The organism is Leptobacterium flavescens (assembly GCF_010671605.1).
Classification (GTDB): domain Bacteria; phylum Bacteroidota; class Bacteroidia; order Flavobacteriales; family Flavobacteriaceae; genus Leptobacterium; species Leptobacterium flavescens.
On sequence record NZ_JAABOO010000001.1, the window covers coordinates 1,205,374 to 1,223,518 of the forward strand.

At 37.2% G+C, this 18,145-nt stretch carries 12 protein-coding genes and 1 tRNA gene; 2 read left to right on the top strand and 11 right to left on the bottom strand.

Translation table 11 applies throughout. The features are described from left to right. Positions 1–47: 47 nt before the first annotated feature. From GWK08_RS05295 to GWK08_RS05335, 9 genes are all read right to left on the bottom strand, one after another. The gene (locus GWK08_RS05295; RefSeq protein WP_163605854.1) at positions 48–635 is read right to left on the bottom strand and encodes a hypothetical protein; all 588 of its coding nucleotides are present in this window, start codon (positions 633–635) and stop codon (positions 48–50) included. 56 nt (positions 636–691) lie between these two features. Further along, positions 692–2,056, bottom strand: coding sequence for a DUF2268 domain-containing putative Zn-dependent protease (locus GWK08_RS05300; RefSeq protein WP_163605855.1), 1,365 nt, complete (start codon positions 2,054–2,056; stop codon positions 692–694). A 563-nt stretch (positions 2,057–2,619) separates the two neighbouring features. Continuing rightward, positions 2,620–3,072: a hypothetical protein gene (locus GWK08_RS05305; protein ID WP_163605856.1), complete on the bottom strand. Its 453-nt coding sequence runs from the start codon at positions 3,070–3,072 to the stop codon at positions 2,620–2,622. A gap of 2 nt (positions 3,073–3,074) precedes the next feature. Then, on the bottom strand, positions 3,075–8,789 hold the full coding sequence (locus tag GWK08_RS05310; protein ID WP_163605857.1) for a DUF6443 domain-containing protein: 5,715 nt from the start codon (positions 8,787–8,789) through the stop codon (positions 3,075–3,077). A gap of 13 nt (positions 8,790–8,802) precedes the next feature. Beyond that, positions 8,803–9,231 carry a lipocalin family protein gene (locus tag GWK08_RS05315; protein ID WP_163605858.1) on the bottom strand — a complete coding sequence of 143 codons (429 nt, stop codon included), beginning with the start codon at positions 9,229–9,231 and terminating at the stop codon, positions 8,803–8,805. Between the two features lie 32 nt (positions 9,232–9,263). Beyond that, positions 9,264–12,467: an RHS repeat domain-containing protein gene (locus GWK08_RS05320; protein ID WP_163605859.1), complete on the bottom strand. Its 3,204-nt coding sequence runs from the start codon at positions 12,465–12,467 to the stop codon at positions 9,264–9,266. Positions 12,468–13,181: 714 nt separating this feature from the next. Next, positions 13,182–13,439 carry a CBU_0592 family membrane protein gene (locus tag GWK08_RS05325; RefSeq protein WP_163605860.1) on the bottom strand — a complete coding sequence of 86 codons (258 nt, stop codon included), beginning with the start codon at positions 13,437–13,439 and terminating at the stop codon, positions 13,182–13,184. Beyond that, positions 13,439–14,365, bottom strand: coding sequence for an alpha/beta fold hydrolase (locus GWK08_RS05330; RefSeq protein WP_204335998.1), 927 nt, complete (start codon positions 14,363–14,365; stop codon positions 13,439–13,441). Before GWK08_RS05330 ends, GWK08_RS05325 begins: the two co-directional genes overlap by 1 nt. 71 nt (positions 14,366–14,436) lie before the next feature. Further along, complete coding sequence (locus GWK08_RS05335) at positions 14,437–15,003, bottom strand: Crp/Fnr family transcriptional regulator (protein WP_163605861.1); 567 nt, start codon at positions 15,001–15,003, stop codon at positions 14,437–14,439. A gap of 495 nt (positions 15,004–15,498) precedes the next feature. Between GWK08_RS05335 and GWK08_RS05340 the strand changes: the two genes are divergently transcribed. Continuing rightward, positions 15,499–15,756, top strand: a complete 258-nt coding sequence (locus tag GWK08_RS05340) for a hypothetical protein (RefSeq protein WP_163605862.1) — start codon at positions 15,499–15,501, stop codon at positions 15,754–15,756. 94 nt (positions 15,757–15,850) lie between these two features. Here GWK08_RS05340 and GWK08_RS05345 read toward each other — a convergent pair. Continuing rightward, a tRNA-Asp gene (locus GWK08_RS05345) sits at positions 15,851–15,924 on the bottom strand. A gap of 182 nt (positions 15,925–16,106) precedes the next feature. Between GWK08_RS05345 and GWK08_RS05350 the strand changes: the two genes are divergently transcribed. Next, positions 16,107–17,210 (top strand): S1C family serine protease, encoded by a 1,104-nt coding sequence (locus GWK08_RS05350; RefSeq protein WP_163605863.1) that lies wholly within the window; start codon positions 16,107–16,109, stop codon positions 17,208–17,210. On the opposite strand, the gene GWK08_RS05355 is transcribed toward GWK08_RS05350, so the two are convergent. Then, positions 17,207–18,133 (bottom strand): DUF58 domain-containing protein, encoded by a 927-nt coding sequence (locus tag GWK08_RS05355; protein WP_163605864.1) that lies wholly within the window; start codon positions 18,131–18,133, stop codon positions 17,207–17,209. The two genes, GWK08_RS05350 and GWK08_RS05355, sit on opposite strands and share 4 nt — an antisense overlap. Positions 18,134–18,145 lie beyond the last annotated feature (12 nt).

Below are 18,145 nucleotides of genomic sequence, written 5' to 3' on the forward strand. Positions count from 1 at the left end.
AGTTACTTTTTTATTTAACTAAAAGATCCTGAATGGCTAAACCCAAATTATTCCAGCTGTTTCAGGGTTTTTTCATATTCCTGTATGAGTATATGTTCCACGCCTCCTAATTCTTCCCGTATCCTCCACATCAGCCGTACGGCATCGTTATAAATCGTATGAGAATCCAGATCGAATACTTTTTGGATCAGGGTAGCACGTAAATCGTTATAGCCTTCCTGTAATCCGTATACATGTGATAGCTGCGCAGTTGTTTCGACATCCATAGCCGCCAGGAGATTACTGAATTTGGCCGTTTCGAACATAGCGTCTTTTAAGTTTCCTCCTCCTACCCCTCTCCAATTAGGAAAACGTTCATCAAAATCCTTGTCGAAGAGAAACTCCTTGCGCTGTTCCTCCGTTAAAAGCGGACTCAAACTGTCCAAAGATTTTCTAAAGGCGGCACGCTGCTCTCTTGCAGCTTTTAAAGTCAAAAGATTGGTTTGCATCTCCAGTTTAATATTTTCCAGGACTTCCTTCCTGTCTTTTTCCAGTTTCTTACCGGAATTCCATTCGGAAGCCAGGATCCCGAGGAACACACCTATAACTACCAGAACAAGTTGCAGGAAATACTCTAAAACCTTTGAACGTCTCATAATTATTAAATTGATTTACAAATTACAATATTTCCCCTTAACTCAGTATCTCGGTTTTATTGCTTCTTTCTGAACTTAAGATCATACTTACTTTTCTGTAAAAACTCTATGGGATCATTAAATTCGATTATGTCTATAATTGCTTTTTGCTTATCCTCGGCATTTTTATAATAAGCTTCCGCAATTTTGTATCCTATATAGTATCCAAGATCGGCGGGTTTGTCTTTTACAGATGCATAATTATACATCCAGTTTCTAAAGTTATTTGTGCATAGTTCTTTCTTAAAGTCATTCCATAATTCTTCCTCATGAGCGTTCCCGTATTTGTGCACTTTTTTATTAATGTTCTCCCCTACTAATAATTCTCCTATAAAATCTCCCGAACCTTCCAGTAAACTACCACTGAGCAGGCTACATTGTATGGCATCTTTTGCCGGTTTTCCCTGCTGCTGACTGTGGACACATTCATGAGCTACAATATTTTTGATCTTCTGGACTATATCTCCTTCATAAGCTAAAAAGGGGATCAGATTATTAAAAGGAGGTTCTTTAAATTCGGAAAGATCGTTTTTAGCGGTAGAGGTGGTCATCTCACTACCGATCAGCACAAAATTTTTACTCACCGTACCCCCGGTACGTATTCTTCCTATGGCAAAGCACACTTTAAAGGGCTTAAAATTCGGGTAGATCTCTTTAAACTTCCTGAACACATCTTCGACAAGCGGAGCAGCTTCCTTAACCTTATAGGTCTGTGGTCTGATGGAATTGTAAAACTTTGGAAAATCCCGTACCGCATGTATATAATTCTCTGCAGTGAGTGAGGGACGTACGCGTATGAATTCCTTGAATCCATCCGTAGCCCTGTCGATATAGATCTTTTGAAAAGTTGCTACGCTATCGGTATAGGAACGGCAGTCTTTTAAAGCATCAAAAGCCTCCCAGAAGTGATCGATATCCAGGGTTTGAACATTTTTAGCATTTTCAGGTGCTAATTCCTTTTTAATTTCCTCCCTCCTCCTTAAAGTTGCATTGCTCAGTTTATGGATCCGGATCGTTATCCGGGGTTCCGCGTTTGCCTGTGATTTTCGAAAAGGTCCTATACTCAAACTGTATTTCCCGCTCTTCCCCGGAGAAAATTCAAATTGTTTATTTCCTCTGTCACGTGGATGGCCTTCTATTTTCATCAATTCTTCTCCCTTGCCATTCCCTATGGAGATCGCTTTGTTTATCTTATCCTGCTTTATATTAAAATGATAAACTCCCCCTTTCTTTAGCTGGAATTGAAGACGTATTCCATTCTCGTCCACAGGAATGTCCTTATACGTCCGGCCTATATCCAACAAGGTGTATTCCTGTCCGTATACCCATAGAGTAAAGAACAAGCCAAACACGAGCAGGGTTAGTTTTTTAAGTAGTTTCATGATATTGTATTAGATGTTCAGCATCTAAATTAACAGCTGAAGGATAATTCTGTGAGTGCATATTGTCTCACTTGAATATATTGAGACACTATTCCTTTAAGTTTGGGAAAGGAATATGGCTTTTCCGTAAAAATGAAGAGTTAGTACAAAATAAAAAAGCCTCCCTTTTATCGGATACATCCGAAAACTGGAAAGCCTTTCATTGGTTTAACTACTAAACCTGAGTAAATCAGAGACTTACTCATAACAACACAACTAATCTTTATTGACAAAAAAAGCTTCTTGGAAAGAAAGCTTTTTGCAATAGGTGGGTTTGTTTGAATACCACCTTAATATCTTAAAAACTTGTTTAAACAAGTCAGAACTTCTTTTACAGGAGGGCAAATGTAAGGAAAAAAATTTATTTTGTTTTATTTTTTGGAAATCTTCTCTGCTATAATCAAGACTATCATATCAGGAAAAGGAAAATAAAAAAACCACCTCGTTAAAGGTGGTTCTATCTTTATTCTTTGCACGGATTACATCCCGATAGTTATCGGGACTGCGCTATCTAGTTCGCTAAACTATTTTAATTCTATATCAAAATTATCTAATTCAGCTTCTAATAACATTTTGTTCTTATATGACTCAAAAACCTTAACGGTTTGTTTATCTTCTTCTAAAAGATTTTCATAAAATAAATCTTTTAGATTTTTCCATTCAATAAAGCTACATACGTCCTGATCCTTAATATCCAATTCAGATATAGAATTCACAAATTCTAAATTGCAGTCCCAATACTTTGATATTTTATTATTAACTATCTCAAAAAGTACTTTAGGGAATGCTAAAGGATAGTCACTACTCTCATCTCCTAACAGATAATAAAAGTAATTGTTAGAATATTTTGATATAGCCATAACAACATAAGTTTTACCTTTCGTTATTTCTAATTGTTTATTTGAATTAGCCCATTTAAAAAGCCATTCGTCATGAACTTTTGGATCTATTCTATCAATTAAACATCTAACTTGCATAATTATTTAAATTTAAAATCTGTAATGTAACCCGTCTCTGGGTTTCTAATATAATGAACAACTGATTTACTTCCCTTAGGACCAACACTATAATGCCATTTTTCCCAGCCTCTGTATCTTGGGTCCGATAAATTCCTAATTATTAATCTTCCTTTCCCAGCTTGAGCTCCTTCTAAAGCTAATACATCTTGAGCACTTTTTGGAAGTCGCCTGAAAATATTATTTGTTGCACCATATGGTTGATTTCTAGCTAATCTAGCCATGTCATCTATGCTACCACTTATATTTTTTAGTGGAGCTCTTGTAGCGGTACTTACTCTAGCTGTTGTTATAGCAGTAGATCCAAATCTACCTATCGGAGCAATAGCAAACGAATTTGAATATGCTTGAGCCTGTGTCATAGAGTTACCAAGTCGATCTTTTCCTGTAAAACCATAACTAAGGTTATCCCAAAGAAGAGCTATTGGATTATATTGATTTATTCTATCTAATCCATATAATAAATTATCATAAGCACTTCCACTACCATCCCCTCCATAATTCCTATCATACCATTTAGTAGCGTAAATTTGATCTCTAATTGCTAAAGCTGCTCCTACTTCAGCGACACCTTTCCATGGACTGTTAGGGTTTCTTGTTACAGTTACACCTGGTAGTGCTGTTCTAGATCCTGGCGAGGAATTAAATGAAGTGTCATCACTAGTATAACCAACATATCCTCCATTATTCGTATAAAAACCTGAATGATTATCATTATACCAGATAGTTCCTGAACTACTCCTATTATAAATATCTAGTAAAACACTTTGTTCGATTAATCCAGTTGGATCATTCCAATATATTGGATTATTATACCCAAATCTATATGGAGTATAATCTGGTCTTAATTCGCTAAGAGGATCAATTCCAACAAACCTTCCAATAGTTGGATCATATTGCCTAAAAGTCATTTCAGAAACATTGAGATTTAATGACTCATCAAATTGTTGACCGTTAAATGTAAATTTCTGAGCAATATTAGTAGATCTTACTAGATTATTATATCCTTTGTGTTTAAGTCCAAAAGGATAGTAGTTATTCTCTTCCCTGATCTCTGCCTGTGCAGAGATGACACCATCATTATTATCATCTGAATAAGCAAGGCGTATATTTCCTAAATGATCTTTATATTGATAAACATATTCATAATTACTCCCATTTACATCAATATAGCCTTCTGCTGTGTTAAAGAACTTCAGATCATCATTTTCATAGATATAATTCCCAGCATACTCTGTTGTTGTCACAGAACTAACCGCATTATTGGTAACAATTTTTTTGATTTTCACCCCTGCAGCATCGTAAATATATTGAATATTTCCATCAGTAATTACAACATCTGTCGGTAAATTAAGGTGATTATAACTGATAGATGTAATACCCTTATTGGTGTCAGTTATCATATTTCCGTTTAGATCATAGGTATAATCATCCTCAGTATCCGGGTCTGCATTTTCCGCATCATCTTTAAACCCATATTTATCCCATGTAGTAGCATCACTGACTTTTAATAACCTATTTCCAGAATCATAGTTATAAGTCAGATTATCCATAACACCGAAGATCGTAGCAATACCATTTCTATGACCATTTCGTAAAAGCGAAGTGATATTCCCATTTTTATCATAGCTAATACTACTTAAGTTATAATTCCCGGTGTTATCGATACCACTTTTAATTCGATTGAGTGCATCATAAGTATAATTATAGGAAGTACTTACAGGGTTATCCGTATTATTTTGACTAGCTGTTTTCCAATGGGTCTGACTAATATTTCCGTTGTAATGGGCCGTACCACTTGTTGGATCATTATAATTAAGTTTGAAACTAAACAAATCATTTCCAATGTTATTTATATCGTTAATAGTCTTTAACCACCCTCTAACATTATAAGTGTAATCTACCGTTTGTAGCCTGCTTGCACTACTGGCTGAGTTTCCAACACCCTTTTCTATAAGTTGCCCCAACTCATCATAAGTGTTGGATACAATTAGCTCTTCAATACCACTGCCTATCTGATGGGTTTGGGTCAGTAATCTGGCCGCATGATCATAGGTGAATTTTTCCGTAACTATAACAGGAGCATTACTGCCTTTTATATGGGTAGTTTTGGTCTCCAGTACCTTGCCTACAAAATCAAGTTTAGTTTCTACAATATCAGTAGTTCCGAGTTCATTATTTTTACTGATACTATATACAGGCCTTCTTTTATAGTCATAACCTGTTAAGGTAGTGATCCATTTATCAGTACCTAACACCCGTACTTTACTTCCGGTAGCCAGGCTTTTAGCTGTACTTATAATAGTCGCTCCAAAACTGGTAGTCGTTGGAACAGAGAGTCCGTCTTTATCAAAAGAATCATTGTCATAATAATTGATACTGTGAATTTCTGATATCCCTACTGTTGGATAGGCTTCATTAGTATAGTATAAGGTAGTATTTGCAATAGTGTTTGATCCGCTTTTAGCAACAAACTGCTCACTTATTGCATCGGCCTCTGCTTGTACCGTTGGTCTTGAACCATTATTGTTTACCATTCCGGTATAAGCTACCCTTCCAAAGGCATCATATTTGGTAAAAAGCCACTTATCTTGTGCTTCTAAATTTGGATCCTGGGTCATAATAGGTTGATCCAGTTTGTTATAAACAATATATTCCCATCCTTTACCGGGGATCTTCTTCTCAACAAGGCGATTCCTATAATCATATTTATACTGATAACACAACTCATTGAGTTCTGCAGTACTAACTTCATCATTTACTGTTATTTTAGGAGGCAGTACAAAGGTCAGGTTTCCAAAATCATCATAGACATAATAGGTATCATGTGGAGTAGATGTTCCATTTATATCTGCGTAGGTTCTTTTTAATACCACTCTTCCCTGTTTGTCCGTAAACTCTTCGCTGGTATGATTAGTTCCGGAGGTCCAGTTCTCATCTTTAGTAATCACTTTAGAGAGCTCCCCTGCGGTATAAAACCCATCCTTGTTAAGCTGTGGTGCTTCACTGTTATTCTGATCAAAGTTCACCTCAAAAAAGACAACTTCTCCTGTAGTATTAGCATCATATTCAAATTTAATCTCATGCCCGCTTCCCATTTTCCAATCGGCTCCCGGTGCCGCTTGTTTGAGCGGTCTGTTAAGGGGAGAGTTTTCAAACAGGGTCTCTGAATAGGCATTAACATCAGCTACTGAAACTCCTGTGAAATCATCAGGATAATGATTTTTATGGTAGGTTTTAGTCGCTAAGTCCTGGTCCGTTGTTCTATAAGTTCCATAGCTCGCATCTATAGTGGTATACGGGAGATATCCTTTAACCTGCCTTCCAAAGGCATCATACTGCATATGAGTAATAATGTCTTTTCCATCCGGAGATTGTTTAATCCCTATTTGTTGCGTTCCTCTTCCAAGGCCATCAAAGTAAGTTACCTGGTCGATAATAGCTGCTTCATCAGAGATTTGGGTATTATTAATACTGGTCATTGCTACCTGTGGTGTCCTGGTGTACACATAATTCTCATCAGAAAGGGCAGGCGCATTATATGATACATTACATCCGTTAGTGCTTCCTGCTTCTGCAGGACATAAGTCACCATCGTTAGTGACATAACCATTGGGTTGTACACTATAATATACACTTACTGCCGGATCACCAAAACCATCTCCATCGGCATCCTCATAAAAGTACTGTGGTGCGATATTGGTAATATTGACAGTACTGTCATCATAATCATCATCATTGGATACATAGCCATTTGGTTGGGTACAGGATGTTGTCGTTGCCGAAGCATTTCCATAACTGTCTCCATCACTATCTGCATACCAGATCGTATCTGGATTTACATTAGCATTACTATCATTACAATCTGTATTATTTGTAACATATCCACTGGGTTGTACACTATAATACACACTTACCGCCGGGTCACCAAAACCATCTCCATCTTCATCTCTATAAAAGTTCTGTGGTGCGATATTGGTGATATTAACGGTACTGTCATCATAATCATCATCATTGGACACATAACCATTTGGTTGTGTACAGGATGTTGTTGTTGCCGAAGCATTTCCATAACCGTCTCCATCACTATCTGCATACCAGATGGTGCCTGGATTCACATTAGCATTATTATCGTTACAATCTGTATTATTTGTGACATATCCACTGGGTTGTACACTTCGATACGTACTTACACCCGGGTTACCAAAACCATCTCCATCCAGGTCCCTGTAGAATGTTTGAGGTGGGATATTGGTAATCAATATATTACTATCATCAAAATCGTCATCATTGGATACGTAATCCAGAAAGGGTTGATTACAATTTGATACCCCTGCTCCACTTCCATAGCCATCACCATCTGCATCCTGATACCATAGTATCGTATTAATGTTAGCATCGTTATCATTACAATCTGTATTATTAGTTACATAACCGTTAGGTTGTACACTACGGTAAGTGTTCACATTAGGATCACCAAAACCATCCCCATCCAGGTCTCTGTAAAATGTTTGAGGTGGGATATTGGTAATTAATGCATTATTATCATCAATGTCTCCATTGACGCTAGCATATCCTGTTGGTTGGTTACACTGTGTCACGGATTCAAGCAAATTATTATCTCCAAAACCATCTCCATCACTATCTCGATACCAAACCGTAGTAGGGTTAATATTTCCATCTCCATCATTACAATCTGCGCTATTTGAAACATATCCTGAGGGCTGACCACTACAACTTGTTGTTGTTACGGAGCCGTTTCCATAGCCATCTCCATCACTATCCCTATAATAAGTAGTTGTCGGATTGATAATTGCCCGAATAAGTTTTCTTGTAGGAGCTATACAACCTGTACTGGTATTATAAGTAGCAGCATAATAATTTGTGGTACTACTTAGACCAGGAGTGGTATAACTTGTTCCCTGGTATACATGTGAGCCTCCACTGGAACTGGTATACCATCTTATAGTATTTCCGCCACTCCCAATACTGGCTGTTAATGTTACTGACCCACTACCACATCTGCTCTTATCACTCCCTGACGCTGTTGAAGGAACAGCATTAATATTTACATTGACGCTGGCTGATCCCGTGCTCCATACTCCGCTGTTATTCCTGGCTCTAATATAATAATTGCCTGAACCTTGATTAGCGGTATAAGTGGTACCTGATCCCAGGTTTGTTGCTGTACCATTGGAATTTTTCCCCTGCCAATACCACGTCACTCCACCGGGCGGGGATCCATTTCTATTTAAAGTAGACTGACCACATCCATTGCTCTGAACCGTTGGTGTATTAGGCGTGGGTGGAGGACCACTTACCGTTACAAAAATACTGGCTTGATAGATCCCGAAAAAAGCATCTACAGAAAAAGCATCTATAGTAACAGTACCTGAGGAATTAAACTTTATTCCAGCAGAAAAGGTATTCTGGCTAGTAATCTGTGCATGAGACGATGTACTCCAGGTAGTACTGGTTAAATTCGAATTCCCATTAACAGTGTAAAATTTTGTTTCTCCTATACTAGCCGTGGTAGGCCCTGAGATACTTGTATCTCCACTACCACCTCCGCCTCCGGGGCCACCAAATTGAGCCTGGAGGGAAGTGCTGGTTAAAAATATCGCGATAAATCCTATAGAAAATAGTAATTTCTTTCCAAATAGAGTATTGTTTTTCATCTTTTCAAGGATTTTAGAGTTTAACAAAATGCCACTGCTTAATAATGCTTTTAAAACCATCTGAGGTTACTGGAATAAGCACCAGGTGGTTATTCTGAAGTGTTCCTATCCTCTGATAAGACACATTACCTTCCGGATCAGTAAGTTGAACCTCACCTGAAGTGGTGAGTTGCCAGCTACCGGTACTACTCCTACCATCAGCCAGAGTTACTTTATAACTCCCATCACTCCCAAAGAAGGTACTGCGCCCTCTGTAAGCATTCAATAATTGAGTTTTAAAACCTGGAATCGAATCCATTTTTGCTCGAGTGGCTGGTTCTATTGTGGAAAAAGAAGTGATCTCATCAAATTGCCAGGTGCCTGCTAATTGTTCTGCAATTGTGGTTTGTGCCTGTATAGTGCTTGTTGTAAGTGCTAAAAAGAAAAGAATAGTGACAAGCAAACGCTTTTGTTTTATATTGTATTTCATGACTCTTATTGATTTTTATAGTGATAGGTGTTTTCAGAGAGGATATTACCATCGGCATCACGGACATGCTTAAGTCGGTTAAACTCATCATACTCATAAGTCATCGTATAACCCGTAGGGCCTGTCATACTGGTGATTCCCACCAGGGGTTTATAGAGATAGGTAGTTATCAGTGAATTGGCTAATCCGTTACGTATCTTATTGAGTTCTGTAGTGCGTTGAGAATCTGTAGAATTCAGGTTATTTAACACAGATAAGTTGACTCCGGTAGCTATAACCTGACTATAAGTAGCATTCTCGATCTTAGCCACTGGATATTGCTGATCATAACCCCAGAGATACACCATATGAGCACCATCTGCCTGGGATACTTCTAAGGGATTACCCAAATTATCATAGCTATGATAAACAACACGATCCTCTATAGGATCAGTTCCTTTACTGACTTTTATAAATTCCGGCAGTATTAAACCATTACCATAATCTTTATAAAGTCTGCTTTCTACCAATAGTAATTCCTCATTTAATGAGGTTTTTATTTTAACCGGGTTTCCAATGATACTCTTTGTAGTCATTAAACTATTTATACTACTTGGATCATCAGTATCCGGGTAAGTGTAATATTTACTTAAGAGTTCATTATTAGAAGTATTTCTAGTACTACTGATCATTCTATTTAAAGTACTATCGTATGTATATAGATCTTCTAAAGTTGTTGTAGAGCTATCAAAAAAAGTTTCTGTTTTTTTATTAGTTATCTGATTATAGCCAATGTAACTATTGTAATAGGCTGTTGCGTATGAACTTGTACTTGAACTTACAGAAGGTTCTCCATTAATATTAAAACCGACTTTTAACGCGGGAATCTGCAATTCCTTATATGCGTATTCAAAGGTGTTTTTTTGAACTGGGGTAAATGATCCTCCGGAATGCCTATATAATGTTTCACTTTCTAAAAGCCCTTTTTTGTAAGCTTTTGAAATAGCAGGTGGATATGGTTTTTCAGTAGAGATAATATCATTATCTCCGTGAGTATACTTGTAGATCTTCCTTATTTTATCCGCCCCACTTATCAGGTCTTCAGTAACTTCATTGTATCTGACATGACCAAAATTGGATCCTAATTGAGAAAGGCTCCCCGAATATCTAATAGTTTCTACTTTAATTTCGGATACTACTCCGATATTTTTCCAATAAATATAATCGTCTTCATATTTTGGTAAAACATCTATTGAGCCGCTTGATAAGTTCGGATAATCATTTAATCTATACTGAAAAGTTCTTCTTTTTAAAAGAGTATTGTCGCTATCGTATTCTGCGACTTCTTTGATTCTTACCCCTCCAACATCTTTTATTTCTATATGATTTTCCAAATCGTTCTTCCAGTTTAGTGCAGCATAAACAAAGCTATTGCTGCTACTAACGCTACCATGTCCGTAATTTCTCGTTTCCGTAACTACTCTGTAAGATCCTTCAGGAAGCCAGATATCAACTAGATTGCTATAATTTAAATTAAAAGGGAAGTCTTCTTTTTGATAAATTATTTGATTGTTATTATCATAAATTCTAAGCTTTGGTGATGTATGAGCCTGTGCAAAATCAGAAAGATTTAAAGCGTTAATAAGTACGGAGACCTTTCTTTTGCAAATTCCACCATCACAATTAGTATTAGAAGTATTTACCGTAGTATTTATGATTACATCAAAATATTTGGTATCCTGTACAAGTTCATCTATATTATCTGGGTTTCCATAAGCAGAAACAAACTTATCAGCAGGTATTTGTATTGCTTCATTATTATTTATAACTCTGTCTTGTATAAAGCTATAGTCATGCCCTTCGTAGGTAAACTCTGAATATCCTTTTGTTGGGTAAACTATTTTTTTTAATACCAGTGCTTCGGAGTGGCTGCTACTTGGCTCCTTATCAGCTCCCGGATATGTTACGGTCGAACCTGAAGGTATTATAGTGGTATATGCAGGATAGGGAACGGAATTACTTTTGCCGTTATAATAGCCCCAATGGTCAATTGAATAGGAATTGTAATCATTGGGGAAAGCAGTTGAATTATATTCAAATTCATACCAATCCAGGGAGTTAGCATCTTTAATTCGTTTTATATTGTTTAAAAGTAACCTACCACCATTTGAATAATTAAAGTTGAATGCATCTACTATATTAGCATTCCTATCCTTTATTATGATGCTTCCCAAAGGGAATAAATTTGTTCCGGTAACATCATTCCTGGCAGTATTACCTTTAACAAACTCTATGGTGTTTTGTGAATTATTCCCTCTTATGCTCTTTAAATAAGATCCTACGATCTTCAATCCGGAACTGGATGCCGAAATAGGTCCACTAGCACCTGCCTCATTAATAGTATGTTGTTTGGTGTATTCTACCGGATACTCCATAACATATTCTTCATAAGTAAAATCGATCTTATGCAATGAAGAATGGTCTTCTATAGATGTAAGCTTCCACGCGGTAGTATATGGAACGTCATTACATACAATGCTCCAGCCTGTTAAACCAATTATCTGATTGGTTTCCCTGGCACTAAAAACATATTTATTTCCAAGGTCATCCGTGATCCTCCATTCTGAAATTTCATAACTGTTCGGTTGTTGAGTATAATCTATTTCTATCTTTCTATTACAAGCTACTTTTAAGCTTCCATCCCAGTCAAACATAAAAGTTCCCTGTAAATCTCCAACACGAAAATTAAACACATCGGGTTCTGCTTCAAGGCATTCACTGGTAAGGCCAAAGTATAATGCTGCCTTATCGGACTCACTAAGAGCGGTAATATCATCAATCGAATCAAAATTTCGGGTGTCGAGAAACTTAAAAAATCCAAGTGTATTGTCCGAATCATCAGGTTTTCCTCTTACCTCCCTTGTAATGATCCCGGCAGCATTAAGATTCCATCCCAGGCCAACCCAGGTAGCTCTCTCAGCTACCTTATTACCGGATGTTGCATATGATAAGCTTACATTTGTAGTTAATGGCCCTTCAGACAAATTACCTAACGGAATGTTAGTGTTAATTGAGCCTGTGTAATATCCAACAGAAACGTCGGAAAAGTCAAAAAGAGATGAAACATCAGGAGATTTAGGCGAATAATCGATCTTTAAAGGTATTTCCTGAGCTCTACCTAACAATGTATTAGTTAAAATAAAAATAAACAGGTATAATTTTGCTTTCATAATTTTTTTTGTTTTTAAAGTGACTTCATTTCTATTTAATATCTCGATCTTTGTAATTGAGCTACTTTCATTAATATTTTGGTGTATTGTATAGTGATAAAGAATGCCTTTAATCGATGTATAAGGCATTGACATTAATAGAAAGCCTGATAAGTATCCCCTTAAAAAATGGACATAGGAATGCACCCCAAATCAATACTGGTTTTCAGAGAAAACAATTGTTTGTCTAATTAGCAATCAAATTTTTAAAGCAAAACCGTAAAAGATTCTTACATCTTGAAGGGGAAATATGTCATTTTCATCAGTTTACGCACTACCAATGTAAGTATTTTTTTTGATTTATCAATATTTTCTTACTATTTTATGCTATAAAAATATATTTAAAAGGGATTTTTCCCTCAAAGTATTACAGAAATAAGAAATAAGCGGAGCCGCAGAAATAATTACGGAAGATCTGCGATCAATAGAACGCTTCTTTTATCAATTCAGAGAGCTGATTTCGCGATAACTTCAAATTACAAACATAAGGTGGGAGCAAAAAAGGCTTTGAAGAAATTTCTCTTTGAGGTCTTTTTTATAGAAAGTAATCAAGACTATCATATCAGGAGAAGGAAAATAAAAAAACCACCTCGTTAAAGGTGGATCTATCTTTATTCTTTGTACGGATTACATCCCGATAGTTATCGGGACTGCGCTATCAGGTGAAGAAATAAACTATTCTTGATTTTGAGGTTTTGCTAACTGAAGCGTTTTCCAAATCATATGTAACGATACCAATGCCCAGGTACCTTCTAATACTACAAAAGGTATAAAGTCAATAAGAAAGGAAGACCACATTGCCATTACCGCCCCTAAAAAGTTTAAGACGGCATAAGGCAAATGATCTGTTTTCAATTTTTTTAATTGCAGCAATACATAAGCAATTAACAGCAGAGCAACACCAAAAGAACCTAATACAGTGTGAAATTCCATTATTCGTATAAAAATTGGAGTATGTTACTTATATATAATTCAGGTGAATCCTGTTGTAACCAATGCGATGTTTTCTCTAACCTAATTAATGTTGAATTAGGGATTTCAGTATGAAGTCGCTCTCCATCAGCAATGGTTTGCCAGGGGTCATCAACACCCCATAACAACAAAGTTTGTACGCCTATCTCTTTATGTCTGCTAACCAAACTCGTGGTATGGTTTGTATTTAAAGAGGATGCATTTCGAATCAGACTTATTTTTCCCTTTTCTGTTAGGTACGGTGCTCGAATACCTTCTTTAAAGGTTTCAGTTAATTGTTCAGGATTACTTAATCCCATTTCATAACCTTCCAAAAGAAAATCAGCTATTTCGCTAACAGGCTTCTTAATCCATTCCGGATTGCCCAATGCCAACATATCGTCGATTGGCCAGGAATCGTATGTCACAATGTTAGATAGCACTAATTTGTCAACTACCTCAGGATGCTTAATGGCCAATATCAATGACACACCACCTCCCGTATCGTGACCTATAATATGTGCTTTTTCAAGATTTAAGGCCTTCATAAGGCGAAGCACCATTTTGGCCTGTACCTCTATGGAGCGGTCAAATAGATCCCGTTGATCAGAATTTCCGTGACCCAGGAAATCCGGTGCGATTACACGATATTCTTTCGCGAAAGCATCAATGACGTTGTTATATAAATACGACCAGGTTGGGATACCGTGGAGTAAGATTATTGGTTGCCCCTGTCCAATATCAGTATAGGCAACATCTACGGGAATATCCACAATTCCATCCAGTTCGATATGTTTTTGGCGGCCTGCAAAATCCGCCACACTCATTTCGTTTTGTACCATATTTTCTTTGTTTTGACTATTTCCTATTGTTGAAAATAAGAAGAGTAGTATCAGTAAATTTTTCATAGTGTATTAACTATGAAGCAAAGCTATGACACCTCATAGGACCAAACTTTTACATATGTTAAAAAAAGAAGTTACTGTATTCCTGCGCGAATACGACTTAAAGATACCTGAGACATTCTCAGATAGGATGCAAGGTGTTGAAGCTTAATACGATTAAATAGTTCAGGACGCTCCTGAAGCAATTTTTCATAACGACCTGCTCCGCTTTGGAATTGGTAATCTATGAATCGTTCTTCGAGAAAAACCATTTGTTTTTCGGCAAATTTCCTCCCCCAGGTTGCCCATTCAATATTTTCTAAAAATAATTCTTTTAAGACCTTGTGTGGTAGTCTATAGATGAGGCAATCTTCCAGACACTCTACAGTTTCATAACTTATTTCATCCTGCAGATATGTGCGATAGGGAAAAACTACATCGCCTTCCAGGCCAAACCAGAACGTTATTTCTTTCTCCTCGTGATATGAATATGCTCTTACCAAACCTTCTTCCAGGAAATTGATGTAATGATGTTTTCTGTGAGGCGAGAACAGATCCTGACCTTTTGAAAACTCAACTTGCTCAAAATGTATTTTCAACATTTTAAGCGCTTCATCACTTATCGGATGAATCTGTTGTATGCCTGAATCGACGTTTTTCAAAATTAAATGTCAGTTTTAGTTTTTGTCGAAACCAAAGAGGTTTACTTTCGACTCCAACTTTACGGTATAACAAATTGCATTTAAATCCAGTGATTTTTAATACCTACATTTTATAAAAACAGAGTCGACATTTATAAATGTAAGCTTTTTTTTATTGCATGATCGATATTTCTCATTTAGCTTAGCCGAAATTCTTTCAAGGTCCTCTGGATCTAAGTTATTTAATATCGATGGTTTGCTAATTCGGGTATTCTTGTTGTAGTAACTCCGACATCTATGTTGAGGACAATAAATTCCACAAGTCAAGTACCTGTAGTTTTGATCCGTATAACAATGTTTGGAATTAGTTTTTATTCAATTCTTTGGATTCGCCTTTCTTATCGATTTTATAATACAGGGTTAAAACCCCAAAGCATTTAACTTAATCCTTGAAAACCTAAAACCAACAAAATAGAAGATTCACACATTAATATTAACCCTTTAATCCAAAGCAAAATGAAAAAAAAGAAGTCAAAACTACTATTAAAAAAAGATGTAATTTCTAATTTACAATTACGTTCAATTGTGGGTGGAACAGGCAATCTAGATGAAATTGCCGGGGAAACAGGAGGAGAGCACGCGTGTATAAGCTATACATGTCCAACTCAATATAAATGTAATACTATTGATGTTGGTGATTGCCAGTCTGATTTTGGTTGCTATACCACTCCGGATGTAACAATGACATGTGCACATTGGTCATGCGCTTGTTAGATGGTTAATATACTTTAATACCGATAAATTTACCACCATCGTAGTATTAAAAAATATTAATAAAAAAAGCCTTCGAAAATTCGAAGGCTTTTTGCGGTCTGGACGGGACTCGAACCCGCGACCCCCTGCGTGACAGGCAGGTATTCTAACCAGCTGAACTACCAGACCTCTGCTGTAATGCGGATGCAAATATACATTCCATTTTTAATTCTACAAACATTTTATACAGTTTTTTAAAAGAAAAAAACTAAGTCCTTAATTATCAGCATTTATATTAATTTTAACGCTTGCGCTGTAGTTGTTAAAAAAATTCTCCGACTAATTTTAACATAAACCACAACCCAGACATTATGAAAACATTTATACGCATCACCATATTATCTTTATGTGCTTTTCTGCTTGCCCTATCTGCTTACGGACAGGAACAACACGCAGTAAAAAAGATACGTCCTAAACCCATTAACCTAACCCCACAGGAAAAAGTAACGGTTTCTCTTTACGAGAAAGTCATTCCAACAGTAGTCACCATCTTCACCTCATCGGAAGTTATTACCAATAAGGGTCCGGCTGCAAGGGAAGGCCTTGGTTCCGGAGTACTGATCTCAGGTGAGTGTCATATCCTCACTGCTGCTCATGTAGTGGATGGATCTTCTAAAGTAATGGTCAAAACCTATGACGGAAAACTCAGGGAAGCACAATTGTTATTTAGTGAAAAGAATGCCGATATAGCCCTTTTAAAGCTTATAGAACCAGATCACACCCTCGCTCATGCTACTTTGGGGGATTCCGATTATCTGGCTATCGGGCAAAACGTTTATGCCGTAGGGAGTCCATATGGACTTGAAAATTCCTTTTCTTCCGGAATTGTATCTTCCTTCAGGAGTTTCGATCGTCTTTACGACGGGACCGTTAATGTTGAGTTTATCCAAACCGATGCTGCAATTAATTCGGGTAACAGCGGTGGTCCTCTTTTTAATTCGAAGGGAGAAGTAGTAGGAATAGCATCACGGATCCTGAGTGTTTCTGGCGGATTCCAGGGAATAGGTCTCGCAGTTTCCATCAATACAGCCAAACAGCTGCTTGCATTCGAGGAAAGACCGTGGATCGGAGTAGACAGTGTTTTTCTCGGAAGGGATGTGCTACAGAAAATATTTCAGATCAATGCTCCCGGAGCTTTGGTAGTACAATCGATAGCTAAAGGAAGTCCGGCCGATAAAGCAGGTTTGAAAGCAGGATATATTCCGGCTAAGTTAGGAGATCGGGAAATATTACTGGGTGGAGATATTATTCTGGATTTTGCCGAGCAGGAAACCTGCCATGTACAATGTTTACTGGAATCTCATAAAAACGTACAACATTCGGATACCATTAAGATAAAATTTCTCAGGAATGGGAAATTACAGGAGGTCGCTATTGATGTCTCTGAAACAAGGCGTAATTTCCTGAAGAACTAAAGGAATTTCTGCCGTTCGATCAGGTAGGTAAGCAGGATCTTATTCAGGTCTTTGGCAATATCCGCCTCCACATATTTGATCCTGTATTGCGCACATTTTAATTTCAAGTCGTCGAAATAAGCTTTCACCGCCTTTTCGTAATTCTCCTTTATGTTATGCGCATAGAGATTGATATGGTCTCCTGTTTCCACATCTACAAATCGCTTCGGGCGGTTATCGAAATCGAAATGGAATTCCTTTTCCTTGTCCATTACGTGGAAGAGGATCACCTCGTGTTTGTTATATTTTAAATGCCTGAGGGCATCAAACAGTTTTTCGGCCTGTGTTTCCGTCTGGAACATATCGGTAAACAAAAAGATCATGCTCCTGCGGTGGATCTTTTCGGCAATCTGATGCAGATAGGTATAGGTCTTTGTTTGCTTATCTTTACTGGTACTGCTGAGAACATTTCCGAGTACTTCCATCAGCATTCTGTAGTGCCTTTCACTCCCTTTTTCCGGAGCGTAAAAATCATAGGTGTCGGAATACACACTTAATCCTACCGCATCTCTCTGGCGTTTCAGCAGGTTCATTAATGAAGCAGCTGCCAGTGCAGAAAACCCAATTTTATTGAGTTTATCTATTGTTTGCTCCTTTAGGATCGGGAAATGCATGGAAGAAGAATTGTCGACGATCAGGTGACACCTGAGGTTGGTCTCCTCCTCGTAGCGTTTGGTGTACAGTCGATCGGTCTTTGCAAAAAGCTTCCAGTCTATATGACGGGTGCTTTCTCCCTGATTATAGATCTTATGTTCTGCAAATTCTGAAGAAAAACCGTGAAACGGACTCTTATGCATCCCGCTGATAAACCCCTCAACTACCTGGTTGGCCAATAGCTCCAGATTCTTAAACTTGGCAATATTCTCTTCTCTCAGTAAACTCATTCCTCTTCTCTT